Raw genomic sequence first — 14,706 nt, forward strand, 5'->3', positions numbered from 1 at the left:
CGCTCAGCCCCCACGCACCCGCACCCAACAGCGCAACGCACAGACGGTGCCTAGCCGCAGCACCCTCCACCACAACAACCGCCCCCGCCGCCCCCTCCGGCCGCGGGGGCAGAGGACGTACCCCCCACCGCCACGGCCGACAGCAGCTTCACGGTGTCGTCATGCCCGGAGGGGCACGCCGCCGGCGCGGACGACTCCGCCATCGGCCGACTCAGTTCGAACGTGGATCCGCACGTGCGGCAGCGGTACTCGTAGCGAGGCATGGCCTCAGGCTAACCCCCACCTCACATGAGTACGGCACCTTGTTTTTTCATGAAGGTTTCGGCTGTGTCCTGTTCTGTCGTTTTCTTATATGGAGAACTTGCGAAGACCACTGGTAATTTGAGGGCGCCGCGTGATCTGTGAGGCCGGGGGGAACCGGGATTTGCAGTCGTGTTCACGGCAACCATTTCAGACCCTCGTACGTCAATGCGTCTGCCTGTGCGAGCAATACGGAGTGCGGAGGGGAGTCGCGTCGTGACCCACGAGGGGGACGGGGAGGAGCGCCAGGCACCGGACGAGACCATGCAGTTGAAGCTCCCCGCCGGGTTCAGGCCGGACGAGACCATGCAGCTGCGGTTGTCCGATCTGGAGATACCCGAGGCGCCGGAGATACCCGAGGGGGAGACGAAGCCGGTACGGCACCGGGGGCGCAAAGCCCACCGCGCGTCCCTCCGCAACCGTCTCTCCCGCCTCGCCGCTGTCCTCCGTACCCGTTTTGCCCCCGTTACCGCCCGCCTCGCCCCGGTCGTGATCTTCCTCACGCCGTACGTCCGCAAGCTGCGCCCGCAGTACCCGCGCCCGGGCCGTATCGGCTGGCGCCGCTGGATGCCCTCCTGGCGGCAGGGGGCGGGGGGCGTGCTCGCCTCCCTAGGTCTCAGCGGACTGTTCCTGGTCGTCTCGTACGCGGCGACCGACATCCCCTCGAACCTCAACTCGTACGCCACCCAGCAGGACAACGTGTACTTCTGGTCCGACGGGACGCCCATGGCCCGGACCGGCTGGGTGCAGCGGCAGGCGATGCCGCTGAAGGACATCCCGACCGACGTCCGCTGGGCGGTGCTCGCGGCGGAGAACGAGAGCTTCTACAGCGACCCCGGCATCTCCATGAAGGGCATCGCCCGCGCCCTCTACCGCACGGTCGGCGAGGGGGACACCGAGGGCGGCTCGACGATCACCCAGCAGTACGTGAAGAACGTCTACCTGACCCAGAACCAGACGGTGAGCCGCAAGTTCACCGAGGCGATGATCTCCCTCAAGCTCGACAACAAGATGAGCAAGGACAAGATCCTTGAGGGCTATCTCAACACCAGCTGGTTCGGCCGCGGCACCTACGGTCTGCAACGCGCCTCCCAGGCGTACTACGGCAAGGACGTCAGCCAGCTCAACGCGAGCCAAGGCGCCTTCCTCGCCTCGCTGCTGAAGGGCGCCGGCCTCTACGACCCGACGCTCAGCAAGGCCAACCACGCCCGGGCGGTGGCCCGCTGGTCGTGGATCCTCGACCGCATGGTGAAGATCGGCAAGCTGTCGCCGGCCGAGCGCGCCACGTACAAGACCTTCCCCGAGCCGCTCAAGCAGTCGAAGACCTACGACACCGGCAAGCAGAGCGACTACCTGGTCGAACTGGCCACGCAGTACGTGAAGAAGACCGCGAACATCTCGGACAAGGACTTCGACCTCGGCGGCTACCAGATCTACACGACGTTCGACCGCGACCGGGAGACCGAGCTGACGGACGCCGTGAACAAGGCCCGCAAGGACGCGCGGAAGAAGAACGCCGACACGGCGAAGACCGCGCACTACGGCGCCTCCTCGGTGGCCTCCGACGGCCGGATCCTCGCCGTCTACGGCGGCCCCGACCACCGTACGCAGGGCTACAACGACTCCAACTCCACGACTGTGCCCGCCGGTTCGGCCTTCGAGCCGTTCGTGTACGCGGCCGCCCTGGAGCACGGGGTCACCAAGACCCGTGGCAGACCGCCGACTCCGGTCACCCCGGACACGCTGTACGACGGGGACGACGGCGTGCCGGTCACCACACCGGAGGGGCCGTACTGGGACCGCAGCGGCAAGAAGGTCGCCGCGCACAACGACGGCGACAAGTCCTACGGGCAGATCAGTCTGCGCCAGGCCCTCGCCCGGTCCGTGAACACCCCGTTCATGCAGCTCGGCATGGACACCGGCCTGACGACCGTACGGAAGACCGCCGAGGCGGCCGGACTGCTGTCCTCCAGCTTCGGGGCACAGGTACCCGCGCTGTCGCTGGGCAACGCCACGCCCAGCGCGCTGCGCATGGCGAGCGCGTACGGCACGTTCGACGCCGGGGGCGTCCACACGGAGCCGTACTCGGTCCGCCGTATCACCCGCAACGGTGCCGCGGTCGCCCTGGAGCGGCCGGAGCCGAACCGGGCGATGAGCAAGGAGACCGCGAGTGAGGTGACGGAGGCGCTCACGGACTCCTTCGGCCTCGCGCACCCCACCGCCGCCAAGACCGCCGGGGCCGAGGTGGCGGGCAAGACCGGCACCACGCAGGACGACACCGCGGCCTGGTACGTCGGGACGGCCAAGTCCGTGTCGACCGCCGTCGTCGTCTACCGCATCGACCTGAGCAAGAGCCTGGAACCCCTGCCCCTGAAGGGAGTTTCCGGCACCCCAGTCACCGACGTCCCCTACGGCATCTGGTCGAGAGCCATGACCCCGCTCGGCTGAGCTCGGCTGACCACCGCAGCGCAACCGCCACCTCCTCGCAGAATGAGCCGCCCATGAAGCCTCGGACGAAGGCACCGTCCGGCCGCCGCCGCAGAGCCCCTGAACCGCGCCGTCGTAGCCCCAAGCCGGGATTCCTCACCCTGGCCGTGTTCCTCGTCGTCGCCTCGCTGGTGACCGGGTATCTGGCGTTGAACCGGGACAACACGGCGCCGACCGCGTCGGCCGGCAAGAACGCCGAGCCGAAGTCGACCAAGGAACCCGCCTGGGACGGCAAGACGCAGGTGCTGGGGGACGGCTCGACCTCGTACACGGGGCCGCAGCAGGACCAGTTGAAGGCCGTGCCGCTCAAGCCCGGTGAGAAGCCGCCCCAGTTCGTCGTCTTCTCCTGGGACGGGGCGCTTCAGGGCGACGACAAACTGTTCTCGCACTACCGGGAGATGGCCAAGGAGTACAACGCCCACATGACCTTCTTCCTCACGGGCATCTATCTGCTGCCCAAGAGCAAGAGGGACCTGTACCACCCGCCGATGCACCCGGTGGGCTCGGCCGCGATCGACTTCCCGACCGACCAGCACATCCGCGACACGCTGGAGCAACTCCGCCTGGCCTACGAGCAGGGCAACGACATCGGTACCCACTTCAACGGCCACTTCTGCGAGGCCAAGGGCGGCGGTGAGTGGAGCGTCGCGCAGTGGAAGAGCGAGATCGACCAGTTCTTCTCGTTCGTCGAGAACTGGAAGACCAACACCGGCTACACCGACATCCCGGCCCTGCCCTTCGACTTCAAGAAGGAGGTCGTCGGCGGCCGCGCTCCGTGCCTGGAGGGCCAGCCCAACCTCCTGAAGGCGCTGAAGGGTTATGGCTGGCGCTACGACGCCAGCTCACCGGGCGACTTCCAGATATGGCCCACCAAGAAGGACGGCCTCTGGGACTTCCCGCTCGAACTGCTCCCCTACGGGGACAACATCCAGGCCCTGTCGATGGACTTCAACTTCCTCTACAACCAGTCGGGCGGTTCCACCCAGGGCGACCCCGCGAAGTTCGCCGACTGGGAGAAGAAGACCGTCGACTCGTACATGGCCGGCTTCAACCGCGTCTACTACGGCAGCCGGGCACCCCTGTTCATCGGCAACCACTTCGAGAACTGGAACGGCAGCATCTACATGAAGGCCATCGACCAGATCATCCCGAGGATCTGCACGAAGAAGGGCGTCAAGTGCGTTTCCTTCAGGGAGCTTTCGGACTGGATGGACGTTCAGTCGCCCCAGACTTTGCAGCAGTTGCGCAGCCTGGACCCGGCCCAGTCGCCGGACTGGTCCACGGTGGTCAAGTGACCTCTCGGGACTGGTGAACTGACCAAGTGCAACCCCCTTCACAGGAGCCACACATGGCGTGCGAAGATGCCCTCGCCCGGTAGGCGTACCGGCGTAGAGGGGAACACCATTGAAATCCAGAAAACTGAGCCGTAAGCGGAGCCGTACGGCCATAGTCTCGGCGGCCGCCGCCTCGGTCGTCGCCGGCGTCGCCCTCGTGCCCAACTGGAGCGCGGGCGCTGCCGTCGTCGACGACCCGACCGTGAACGCCGCGACCAAGGCGACCTTCCAGAAGCTGGCCGACGCGGTCTTCACCGACCGCACCCAGGCGCTCGTCCACGGGGCCGGTACGAAGCAGAGCACCTCGCGCTTCTCCGGCGACGTCCGCCTCTCCAGCACCCAGTCGCGCGACGAGAAGTCGGCGCTGAGCCAGCTGCGCGGCCGCCAGAGCAGCATCGCGAAGCTCGGCGAGACGTACAGCACGGGCACCACCAAGGTGACGCTGGACGCGACCCGGGTGACCGGCCGGACCGCGAAGGCCGACGTCACCGAGACGACCACGCTGACGTACGCGAAGGCCACGGGGAACGAGCCGAAGACCACCGGCTTCCAGGCCCACCACGAACTGACCTTCAAGGCCGACCAGCAGGGCACCTGGCAGCTCTCGAACATCCAGGACACCGACACCGGCGGTCTCGCCGTGAACACGGTGGCCAAGCCCGCGGTCAAGGCGTCGCCCGCCCCGGCCGACGACGGCAACACCACGCCGGACGCGCCGCGCGCGGCCACCACCCGCAACCCGGTGGCGGTCCCGAAGACGAGCACGACGTACGACTACAAGGCGATGGCGACGTACGCCGAGAAGTACTGGAACGTCTACAACACCGCCTACCCGGACTTCAACGGCCACGCGGACGGCGGCGACTGCACCAACTTCGTCAGCCAGTCCCTGAAGGCCGGCGGCTGGAAGCACGTCCCGGGCTATGTGTACGACTACACGAAGTGGTTCGGCACCGCCGACATCCAGTCGGACTCCTTCGTCGGCGTCAACGAGTGGTCCTGGTTCGCGCAGAACTCCAAGCGCACCACCCCGCTCGCCAACGTCTACCAGCTGGAGGTCGGCGACGTCCTCCAGATGGACTTCGACCGGGACGGTTCGAAGGACCACACGATGATCGTGACGGCCAAGAGCAACGGCATCCCGTACGTCACGTACCACTCGAACAACACCCTGCGCAGGTCGGTGGCGAGCCTCGTCGCGTCGTACCCGAACGCGTACTACTACGCCTACCGCACCTGAGGTTCGTAGTCCCGCACAGCCTCATCGGCCCCCAGTCGCTCAGCTTGGCGACCGGGGGCCGATCCGCGTTCAGGGCCGGTCGCGGGCGATCCGGTCGAGCCACTCGCGCAGGAGGCTCAGCTCGCCGTCGGTGAGGACGTCGGTCCGCTGGAGTACGGCGCGCAGGGCGACGGCGGCGGGGACCGGGCCGGGGGAGTCGCTCACCGGGGCCTCGGTGGTGATCGCGGCGATCACGGACTCCCTTGCCAGCGTGGACAGTTCGAGGTCGCGCCGGTCCTCGGGCAGGCCGATGAGACTGATCGCCGTACCGCTGCCGGCCGCGTGCACGAGCTGGGCGGCACGCTCCTCGCCGACCCGGAGCCGGCCCGCCTCGGCGATGCGGTGGATGTGCCCGGCGAGGATCTCGGCGCCCGCGACGGCGGCCTTCGGCGGGGTCGCTCCGGGGCGGGGCTCGGCGTACATGAGCAGGTACAGCGCCGGGTTCGCGAGACCGAAGCCGATGTGCAGGTCCCAGCCGGCGCGCAGGTCGGCGACCGGGTCGGCGGTGGGGGCCAGGTCGGTCTTGCTGTCGAGATAGGCCGCGAAGCCCTCCGTGGCGACCGCGTCGAGGAGTCCCTGCTTGTCGCCGAAGAGCCGGTAGATGGTCGGCGCCTGGACCCCGGCCGCGCTGCCGACGGCCCGCGTCGACACGGCCTCGCGACCGCCCTCGGTGAGGAGCTTGGCGGTGGCGGCGAGGATGCGGTCGCGGGGGCTGCGGTTGTCGTCGTCGGCAGACATGGGCGGAACGCTAACAGAAACTCGTTAGCGCTTGTTCGGTAGCGGTGCTACTGTTGCGAGCGTTAGCGGTTGATGCAGGCTGTTCTTCATGGAGGTAGTCGTCGTGATCGTCGTCACCGGAGCCAATGGGCAACTGGGCAGGGGAGTCGTGGACCGGCTGCTCGTCCGGGTCCCCGCCGAGCGGATCGCCGTGAGCGTCCGCGACCCGGAGCGGGCAAAGGCGCTGGGGGAGCGGGGAGTTCAGGTCCGTCGGGGCGACTTCGACGACCCCGCGAGCCTGACCGGCGCCTTCGAGGGGGCCGAGCAGATCCTCCTGGTGTCCGCCGCGAGCACGGGCGACACGGCTCTGCGGCAGCACCGTACGGCGATAGCGGCGGCCCGGGATTCCGGCGCCCGCCGCATCCTCTACACCAGCCACATGGGCGCCAACCCGGCCTCGCCCTTCGCCCCGATGCCCGACCACGCGGAGACGGAGGCGGTGCTGCGCACGTCGGGCGTCCCGTTCACGTCGTTGCGCAACGGCTTCTACGCCGCTACGACCGTGCTGCTCCTCGGCGCCGCCCTCAGGACCGGCGAGCTGTCCGCGCCGGAGGACGGCCCGGTGTCCTGGACGGCCCACGCCGACCTGGCCGAGGCGGCGGCGCTGGCGCTGGCGGACGAGGGCCGGTTCGACGAGGTGACCCCGCCGCTCACCGGCACGGAGGCGCTCGACCTCGCGGAGGTGGCCGCCCTCGCCTCGTCGATCACGGGCCGCACGATCAAGCGCGTGACGGTGACGGACGAGGAGTACCGGGCGGGGCTGGTCTCCCACGACGTCCCGGAGGAACAGGCGGACATGCTCGTGGGCCTCTTCCGGGCAAGCAGGAAGGGGGAGTTCGCTGAGGTGAGCCCGGTGCTGGGGGAGCTGATCGGGAGAGCGCCGACATCGTTGCGGGACGTACTGCGGGAGGCCTTGGTGTCGTAGGAGACCGGTGTTCTGGGAGAGGAGCCTCAGTTGTGTCCGGGGGTTCCGCGTTCCTCGCGGATCTGGCCGACGACCCGGGTCACGGACTGGCGTACGGCCTCCGTCTCCGTCAGGAAGTGCCAGTAGTCGGGGTGGCGGCCCTCCAGGGTGGTGATCGCGCGGTCGAGGCGGGCGACGGCGTCGTCGAGGGGGCGGGCGTGGCGCGGTTCGGGGGTGGTGCGGCCGGACATGGCGAGGCGCTGGGCGTCGCGGATCGCGAAGCGGGTGCGGTCGATCTCTTGCTGGGGGTCCTTCTGCACGGCGTTCAGCCTGCGCAACCGGTCACCGGCGGCCGACACGGCCTCGTCGGTGGTGTTCAGCAGCGCCCGTACGGTCGACAGCAGGGACGTGGCGTCCGGCCAGCGCTGCGCGTCCCGGGCGGCCTGCGCCTCCTTCAGCTTCAGCTCGGCCTGCCGTACGTTCTCGCCGGCCTGCTGCGGCACCTGCTGGAGGTCCTGCCAGCAGGCGGCGGAGAAGCGCCGCCGCAGCTCGCTGAGCACCGGGTCGACCTGGCCGGCGCGGGTGGTGAGCGCCTGGGCGCGGGTGCGCAGGGAGACGAGCCGGTGGTCGATCTCGGCGGCCCGCTCGGGCAGCCCGTCGGCCGCGGCCCGGATGGCCTCCGCCTCCCGCGCGACCCGCGTCGCCCGCTCCAGCGTCTGCGGTACGCCGTGCTGTCCGGCGCCCTGGTTCAGCTTCGTCAGCTCCGGCCCGAGCGTGGCGAGCCGGGCGGCGAGGTCGTCGGCGCGCAGCCCGGATGCCCGTACGGCGTCCAGGGCGTTGGAGGCGGCGAGCAGCGACTGCCGGGCGCGCTCGACGGCGGGCGCCAGCAGGGCCAACTGCGTCTCGGCCTTGCCGAGCAGCGGACCGAGCCCATTCTCGAACCGGTCCAGTTCCTGCTTGACCTGGCCCAACTGGTCCTTGGCTGCGGTCAGTTCGGTGCGCGCGCGGTTCGCCGCGGCGGCCTCCAGGTCGTCGCGGTCGAGGTCGTGCGCGTCGACGGCGTTGATGTACCGGCCGCTGGCCTCGTCGATGCGGCGGCCCAGCGCCTCGAAGTCGGTGACCGCGCGGCGGGCGGCCGGCGAGTCGTCGACCGCGGTGATGGTGTCTATCGAGATCCGCAGATCCCGCTGGGCGGTGTCCAGCTCGTAGAACGCGGCCGCCGCGGCGTCCTTCGCCGCCTGCGCCTCGGCCCGCTGACCCTCCGCCCGCCCGCCGAACCAGCGCCGGGTGCCGCCGCCGGCGAAGGCGGCGGGGAGGACGAGCACACCGACGAGCAGTGGAAGGCTCATCACCGCGAGGGTGTCGAGGGCGGCACGGGCGGTGGCGGTACCGTGCCGGGGCCGTGTGTGCGGCGAATACGGCTGCGCTGGTGTCGCCGTCACATCCCTCTCCCGTGTCTTCCATCCTGACCGTTGTCATTCTCCCACCGGTAGAGGACGAACACACGGGCCGGTCAGTTCGCGTTCCGCACCGTGACTTTCCCGTCGCCGGTGTGGGCGGTCACCACATGAGAACTCGACGAGTCCCGGGGCACGGACACATCCACCGATCCGTCCCCGGTCTTGGTGGTCACCCGGTACTTGGCGCCGCCGTCCTTGGGCAGCGCGATCGTCACGGACCCGTCGCCACTGCGGGCCTCCACCAGGTCGGGTACGGCCCCGAGTTCGAGATGCACGGACCCGTCACCGGTGGTCGCGTGCACCGTCCGGGACGACACCTCGGCGTGCACGGACCCGTCCCCGCTGCGCAGGGTCACCGGCCCGGTGGAGTCGGTCACGTGCACGGATCCGTCGTGCGTACGCACACTCAGCGCGTCCGTGAACCCCCGCGCCCGCACGCTCCCGTCCCCGTCCTCCACGTTCACGGCGACCCCGCGCGGCACCTCGATCCGGTGCTTGACCGAACAGTCGGCGATCACCCCGGAACACTTCGTCCGCAGCACCAGCCGGTCGCCGTCCATCGCCCAGCTCACCTTGGGATCCGAACCGATCGCGACGCTGCCCTGCCACCACCGGGTGACCTCGATCTTCCCCGCCGGGTTCGCGTCCGCGGCGACGATCTCGAGCGCCGAGTCGCCGGAGACGACGGTGAGGGTACGGCCGGGCAGCGCGAAGGTGCGGTGATCGGGGTGCTTGTCGTCCCCGGCGGAGGCGGTACCGCAGGCGGTGGCGGTGAGGAGGAGCAGGGCGAGGGTGGTGGTGGCGGTGAGGGCGCGGGTGGTGCGGGTACGGCTGTGGCTGTGGCTGTGGGTACGACTGTGGTTATGCGTGCGGGTGCCGGTGCGGGTCACGGTGATTTCCCCCTGGGACGGACGCGGAGTCCTTGTGACTCCTACGGCGCCCTTCGACCGTAGAGAGCGGCGCGCGGCGGGGGCATCCGGTGCGCTCCCGGACTCGGGGTGGGGAAAACCCCCGAGAGTGCCCTGACCTCCCCCGGGCCTTCTTCCCTGGCGATACGGGTTTGCAGGACAGGCCCCCCGGCAATGTAGGCTGTCGACTCGTCCTGGGCGCGTAGCTCAGGGGTAGAGCGTCGCCCTTACAAGGCGAATGTCGGCGGTTCGAAACCGTCCGCGCCCACCAGGATAAGTAGCAGGTCAGAGGCCTTCCGGGGAGTTCCCCGGGAGGCCTCTTTCCGTGATCGAAGTCCACATGGAGTCCACATCCCCATCGAGGATGCGCCGTACGGCCGGTCGTAGTCCGTGGTCCCGTCCCGGAGTGACGAGGATGCCGGGGATTCCGAGGGCCTGGGCGCCGGCGATGTCGGCCACCGGGTTGTCGCCGATCATCCAGACCCGCTCGGGACGCCCGGCCCGGTCCAACGCCGCCTCGAAGATCCGGGGGTTCGGCTTCTCCCAGCCGACGAGCGCGGAGTTGACGACGCCCGCGAAGTGCCGGTCGAGCCCGAGATCGCGGAGCAGGCCATCCAGTTCCGGCACATGGTTGCTGACGATGACGTGGAGCCAGCCGGCGGCGGTGAGTTCCTCCAGCGCGGCGAGGCTGTCGGGGAAGACGGTCCAACGGCTCGCGTCGATGTAGTGCGCCCGCACCCTGCTCGCGGCGAGGGCGGCCGGCCGGGCATCGACGCCCGCGCCGACATACGCCTGCACGAAGAGCGGCTGGAGAGCGTCCCACCACGCGTCGGGGCTGTTCAGGTCGGGATGCCCGGTCTCCGGCCGATGCCAGGGGAATCCGTCCCGCAGCCCGGGCGCCATGTCGGCGGCGACCAGACCGTGCCCGGGCGCGACCTCGGTCAACGCCTCCACCAGACTCCCGCGCCACCTGGCCTCCCGGAACGCCAAGGTTCCGTCGAAGTCCCACAGCACGACGCTTCCGGTCACGTACGGCATCCTACGGAGCGCGCCACCGGGCGCGGACAAGGAGGCTCCACCCGTGGAACAGAGCGTCACCGGCCCGCCGTTCGACGTGGACGACCTGATACCCGAGCTCGCGGTTCACGCCCGGCGGACGACGGTGCTGTCGCCGAGGAGCGGGTCTCCCGGTGTCGGGGAGAGTTCCCTGGGCGGCCCCCTGCTCTGGCCGGCGGACGAGCCCTGGCCTTCCTGCGCACAACGGGGACACCACGTTCCACCCGACGACAAGAACTCGACCGGAACGGTCCCCATGGTGCCGGTCGTCCAGCTCTTCGCCCGCGACATCCCCGAACTCCCGTTCCCGGAAGGGACGGACGTGCTCCAACTGCTCTGGTGCCCGCTGATCCACCCCGACGACCAGGCGTACGCGGCACTGCCGAAGCTCTACTGGCGCGACGAGGCGGCCGCGCTCGCCACCGGCGTGCTCCGGGACATCCCCGCCCCGCAACCGGGCGAGTACGACGAGGAGTTCGTCCCCAGCCCCTGCACCGTGTCCCCACCCAGGTGGTCGAGTACCCGAACTGGGACCAGCCTCCCGACTGGCCGCTCTGCGACCGGGGCCACCGCATGGAACACCTGCTCAGCGTCACCGCGGAGGAAGATCTCGACATGGTGATGGGCGACCTCGGCGGCAGGTACATCTTCCTGTGCCGCGGGTGCCCGGAGTTGCCGTACGCGCATCGGTACGACTGTTAGGTGTTGCGGGTCAGGACGTTGGTGACGGCGCATAGTGGCGGGCGAGATCGGTGGCGAGGTCGCGGAGGTGAGCCCTGGCTTCGGCGGGGCCGTGCACAGTGATGGCGCTCCCGAACGGCAGTAGTGCTCGCACGTCCTCCAGATGCGGGAAGCGGATCGTCACCTTGCGGCCGGTGGCGGATTCTTCGTGGTCGTCCGGGACGAGTCGTAGGCCGAAGATCCGTCGCGCCCGCTCGATCTGGGTCCGGTCGATGGTGGCGCTGACCTCTATCGCGTGGTTGTGCTCCCACTGGTCAACGAGCGCCGCGGCGACGGTGGCCAGGGTCTGGCTCTCGCGGATCCGTCGTGGCTGGTCGACCTCTTTCCACGTCGTGATCCGTTCGAGTCGGTACATCCGTGGCACTCCGGCACAGTCGGCGACGAGGTACCAGATGCCGGCCTTGGCGAACAGCCCGTAGGGGTCCACGACCAGGTCGCGTGGGCATGACTCGCGTGGACTGTCGTACTCGATCCGTAGCCGGCGACCTCGCCGCACCGCGCCGATCAGCGAAGCCGGGGTCACGCCGGAAGCTTGTGCCTGACGCCAGGGACGGCTGTCCACGTGCACTACGTCGGTGAGCGGCAGGAGCTCATGACCTCGGCGTGGCTGTGCAGCGGCGATCTTGGAGAGCGCCCGCCGGCTTTCGGCCGATGCGTCGAGCTCCGCACGCTGCTTCTCGTCCAGCCCGGTGAGCGACAGATGATCACGCTCGCCCGGTGTGAGCCGCCTGAGGTCGGGCCCGGACCCGGGCAGCATGGTCACGCCTCCGAGGCGGCCCCGGTGTGCGGTCACCGGCAGACCGGCGTCGCGGAGCCAGTTCAGATCCCGGTTGATGGTTCGAAGGGACACCCCGAGCGCTGAGGCGAGTTCCTGTGTGGTCACGGCATCCCTCGATTCGAGGAGCAGCATCAGGGTGAAGAAGCGGTCCGGAGTCACCCACTAATTTTTTCAGGAATTGCGACACGATGCGGCGCATATCCCGTTCAGGCTGGTGGATGCGTACCTACCACCTGCGAGCCTGTGAGAAGGAACAACCATGACCAGATCCGTCGTGTCCATCGTCTACGTGAACGACGCTCCCGCCGCAGCTCGTTTCTACGGCGACCTCCTCGGCATGAGCCCCTCGTTCGAGACGCCGGGATACATCACCTTCGACCTCGGGCCGGGCGCCGACCTCGGTCTGTGGTCCGGCCAGTTCGAGGAACTGTCACCGGACGTCCCGCGCACCAGTGAGGTGTGCCTGGCCGTCGACGGTGGACCCGACGAGCTCAACGCGACCTTTGAGCAGTGGAATTCCAAGGGGGTCACGATCCTGAGCGAGCCTCATGATGCGGGGTTCGGGCTGACCTTCCTCGCAGCCGATCCCGACGGGAACCGTATCCGCGTCGCACCGCGGGGCTGAAAGGCCGCAATGCGGCAGGCGCGCACGACACGTGTCGCGCCTGCCGTCGGCAGGCGGCTCGTGAGGCGGTGCCGGACACGTCCCACCGCCCACGTCGCCGCTGAGACGGGTATCTCTCGCGCATGCGCCGGCACGTGGGTAGATCGGCGGCGGCTGCACGGTGATGCGGGATGGCAGGACCGGCCGTCGAGTCCGCAGAGACTGCCACGCCCCGATGAGATGCTCGCCTTCCGCAACGGCGACACCCTGGAGAACATCCCGGTCATCCGTGCGGACCCGCCCCGGCGCTTCCCTTGGAAGGCCACGACGGCAGGGGGAACCGTGGCGATCGTCGTCGGGGTCCGCACGGCTCTGCTCCTGCGCCATCCGGCGGGGAGGGACGCCAGCCTGCTCATGAACGCCCCGGGGTATCAGTGCGGGGCCGATCTGGTCGGCGCGCACGGACTGGCGATCCAGGCGGACGGCAGCTCCGTCTTCCAGGCCAGTCCTCCGGTCTGCGCGGACTCGTACCCGGACACCCGCATGACCTACCCGGCCGTCCTGGACTTCCCGCACGACGGCGGGGCGCAACCCCCTGCGTATGTCTGCGTGCCTGCCAACGTGGGGAGTTGATGAGGTGTCAGATCGCATCGCGGCCGTCCACAAGCACACGGACAACCCAGGGACAACCGACGGATACCCGGTGGCCGCCCGATGCGCGGTTCTGTACCTTGCCCTCATGACCGACAACCGAAAGGGCGATGCCGCGTAGGCGCCCGTCCGCCCTGCGGGGCGAACTCCCCGTCCGGCACGTGAGCCGGCGACGGTACCCGTGCATCGACCGCCTGTCGGGCTCCTGCACGGCCGATCTGCGCCGGCTCGAACGCTCCCGCTTTCTGCCCGACGAGACAGCGGAGGCGTTCTGGCACTGGAAGGCCCTCGCCCACGGCCCGCTCAGGCTGATCGCGGACTCGGTGACCGCCAACCGGTGTGGTATCCCCGGCTGTTGTGACATGGGGTACTTCCGCGATCACCTCGAAGCCGTGCTGCACGCCCTGCCCGCGAAGAGCGCACGCGAACTGCGCGTCCTGGTCTCCGCCCTCGACGACAAGATCCTGACGAGGGCGAGGACCATCCAGGCCGGCGGTCCCGGCACGCCGTGGTGGCGGGACCAGCTCTAACTCCTCCCGCCGTTGAGCAGGTGGGCGTAACTGCGGGCCTGGTCCGCGGCGTTGTGGTGCCAGGTGGACTGGGTGTGGTGTTCGTCCGCCAAAGAGGGCTCCGCGGTGGTGAGTTCGTCGTAGATGGCGGCGATCTCGTCGTGGACCGCCGCGATCGCGAGCCGGTTGGCGCGTACCGCGTCCGCGTGGCCGCGGTGGGTCTCGATGAGGAGCGGGTCGTCTCCGACGAGGGCGGAGGTAGGGCCATGGGCGTGCAAGTCGCCGTATTCGTCGTTGAGTTCGGTGGCGCGCGCGTCCAGGTCGGTGCGGCGGAGGTGGAGGGCGGAGCCGCGGGCGCGCAGGCTGGCCTCGTAGGCGTGGGAGCCGGGGAAGCGGATCGCGTCCAGGCCCGCGGTGACCGCGTGCGGTCGGTCGGGGCGCAGCCTGGCGTAGCGGGTGTCCGCCTCGGCCGCCACCTCCAGCGTCTTCAGTTCCGGCGGCAGGGCGCTGCGCCCGATGGCCGCCCAGCCGTGGACGTCGCTGTACCACTTCTCGTGGGCGGACTGCCGGGTGATGCCGACGGCGTCACCGATCTGGTTCCACGTGGTGCCGCGTTCGCGCTCGGCGACCACCGCCTCCCGCACCACGTCCTCCATGCGACGCTGAAGCCGCAGGGCGGTACGGAGCAGGTCGCCCGGCGCGGGGTCCGGCTCGACCGGCACGGCATCCAGGACCGCGTCGGCCAGTTGACGGAGCGTCAGGGCAAGGGCCACGCGTGACTCGTCGCGCGGCGACAGCCTGTGGAGCTCGGGCGAGGCCGGCACGGAGGACGCGTCTTCGGCATCGGTCATGGCGTCAGGCTATCCCTGACATTCCCTTTGGGGGGTGGGGAGTTGAGGCCGTGGGGGTCGACCGCGT

At 69.5% G+C, this 14,706-nt stretch carries 15 protein-coding genes and 1 tRNA gene; 9 read left to right on the forward strand and 7 right to left on the reverse strand.

Going from position 1 to position 14,706, the window contains the following annotated elements; translation table 11 throughout:
• Positions 1–50 precede the first annotated feature (50 nt).
• Complete coding sequence (locus tag OG714_RS35330; protein WP_406127160.1) at positions 51–263, reverse strand: zinc ribbon domain-containing protein; 213 nt, start codon at positions 261–263, stop codon at positions 51–53.
• 301 nt (positions 264–564) lie between these two features.
• Here OG714_RS35330 and OG714_RS35335 point away from each other — a divergent pair, with 301 nt between their 5' ends.
• The 3 genes from OG714_RS35335 to OG714_RS35345 all read left to right on the forward strand — a co-directional run bounded on the left by OG714_RS35335 (position 565) and on the right by OG714_RS35345 (position 5,361).
• Complete coding sequence (locus tag OG714_RS35335; protein ID WP_406132070.1) at positions 565–2,748, forward strand: transglycosylase domain-containing protein; 2,184 nt, start codon at positions 565–567, stop codon at positions 2,746–2,748.
• Positions 2,749–2,801: 53 nt separating this feature from the next.
• Positions 2,802–4,082: a hypothetical protein gene (locus OG714_RS35340; protein WP_406127162.1), complete on the forward strand. Its 1,281-nt coding sequence runs from the start codon at positions 2,802–2,804 to the stop codon at positions 4,080–4,082.
• 109 nt (positions 4,083–4,191) lie between these two features.
• Positions 4,192–5,361: an amidase domain-containing protein gene (locus tag OG714_RS35345; protein ID WP_406127164.1), complete on the forward strand. Its 1,170-nt coding sequence runs from the start codon at positions 4,192–4,194 to the stop codon at positions 5,359–5,361.
• Between the two features lie 69 nt (positions 5,362–5,430).
• Here OG714_RS35345 and OG714_RS35350 read toward each other — a convergent pair whose 3' ends face one another.
• Positions 5,431–6,138 (reverse strand): TetR/AcrR family transcriptional regulator, encoded by a 708-nt coding sequence (locus OG714_RS35350; protein WP_406127166.1) that lies wholly within the window; start codon positions 6,136–6,138, stop codon positions 5,431–5,433.
• A 103-nt stretch (positions 6,139–6,241) separates the two neighbouring features.
• Here OG714_RS35350 and OG714_RS35355 point away from each other — a divergent pair, with 103 nt between their 5' ends.
• A complete protein-coding gene (locus tag OG714_RS35355; RefSeq protein ID WP_406132071.1) occupies positions 6,242–7,102 on the forward strand; it encodes an SDR family oxidoreductase in 861 nt (286 codons plus the stop codon).
• Positions 7,103–7,128: 26 nt separating this feature from the next.
• Here the strand turns inward: OG714_RS35355 and OG714_RS35360 are convergent, their stop codons facing one another.
• Entirely contained in the window at positions 7,129–8,523 is a 1,395-nt protein-coding gene (locus OG714_RS35360) for a hypothetical protein (protein ID WP_406127168.1), read from the reverse strand.
• A gap of 71 nt (positions 8,524–8,594) precedes the next feature.
• Positions 8,595–9,326 (reverse strand): DUF4097 family beta strand repeat-containing protein, encoded by a 732-nt coding sequence (locus OG714_RS35365; protein ID WP_406132072.1) that lies wholly within the window; start codon positions 9,324–9,326, stop codon positions 8,595–8,597.
• A gap of 319 nt (positions 9,327–9,645) precedes the next feature.
• Between OG714_RS35365 and OG714_RS35370 the strand changes: the two genes are divergently transcribed.
• Positions 9,646–9,720, forward strand: a tRNA-Val gene (locus OG714_RS35370).
• Positions 9,721–9,734: 14 nt separating this feature from the next.
• Here OG714_RS35370 and OG714_RS35375 read toward each other — a convergent pair.
• Complete coding sequence (locus tag OG714_RS35375) at positions 9,735–10,478, reverse strand: HAD family hydrolase (protein ID WP_406127170.1); 744 nt, start codon at positions 10,476–10,478, stop codon at positions 9,735–9,737.
• 52 nt (positions 10,479–10,530) lie between these two features.
• Here OG714_RS35375 and OG714_RS35380 point away from each other — a divergent pair, with 52 nt between their 5' ends.
• Positions 10,531–11,127, forward strand: coding sequence for a hypothetical protein (locus tag OG714_RS35380; RefSeq protein WP_406127172.1), 597 nt, complete (start codon positions 10,531–10,533; stop codon positions 11,125–11,127).
• A gap of 90 nt (positions 11,128–11,217) precedes the next feature.
• On the opposite strand, the gene OG714_RS35385 is transcribed toward OG714_RS35380, so the two are convergent.
• Positions 11,218–12,183, reverse strand: a complete 966-nt coding sequence (locus tag OG714_RS35385; protein WP_406127174.1) for a helix-turn-helix transcriptional regulator — start codon at positions 12,181–12,183, stop codon at positions 11,218–11,220.
• Between the two features lie 100 nt (positions 12,184–12,283).
• Between OG714_RS35385 and OG714_RS35390 the strand changes: the two genes are divergently transcribed.
• The 3 genes from OG714_RS35390 (at position 12,284) to OG714_RS35400 (ending at position 13,809) form a co-directional block, all read left to right on the forward strand.
• Entirely contained in the window at positions 12,284–12,649 is a 366-nt protein-coding gene (locus tag OG714_RS35390; protein ID WP_406127176.1) for a VOC family protein, read from the forward strand.
• A 219-nt stretch (positions 12,650–12,868) separates the two neighbouring features.
• Positions 12,869–13,261 carry a hypothetical protein gene (locus tag OG714_RS35395; RefSeq protein ID WP_406127177.1) on the forward strand — a complete coding sequence of 131 codons (393 nt, stop codon included), beginning with the start codon at positions 12,869–12,871 and terminating at the stop codon, positions 13,259–13,261.
• Positions 13,262–13,389: 128 nt separating this feature from the next.
• Positions 13,390–13,809: a hypothetical protein gene (locus OG714_RS35400; protein WP_406127179.1), complete on the forward strand. Its 420-nt coding sequence runs from the start codon at positions 13,390–13,392 to the stop codon at positions 13,807–13,809.
• Here OG714_RS35400 and OG714_RS35405 read toward each other — a convergent pair.
• Positions 13,806–14,639, reverse strand: a complete 834-nt coding sequence (locus tag OG714_RS35405) for a hypothetical protein (RefSeq protein ID WP_406127181.1) — start codon at positions 14,637–14,639, stop codon at positions 13,806–13,808. The genes OG714_RS35400 and OG714_RS35405 overlap by 4 nt on opposite strands.
• Positions 14,640–14,706: the final 67 nt, after the last annotated feature.

Origin of the sequence: Streptomyces sp. NBC_00989, from assembly GCF_045162655.1 — a bacterium.
In the GTDB taxonomy this organism is placed as follows: Bacteria; Actinomycetota; Actinomycetes; order Streptomycetales; family Streptomycetaceae; genus Streptomyces.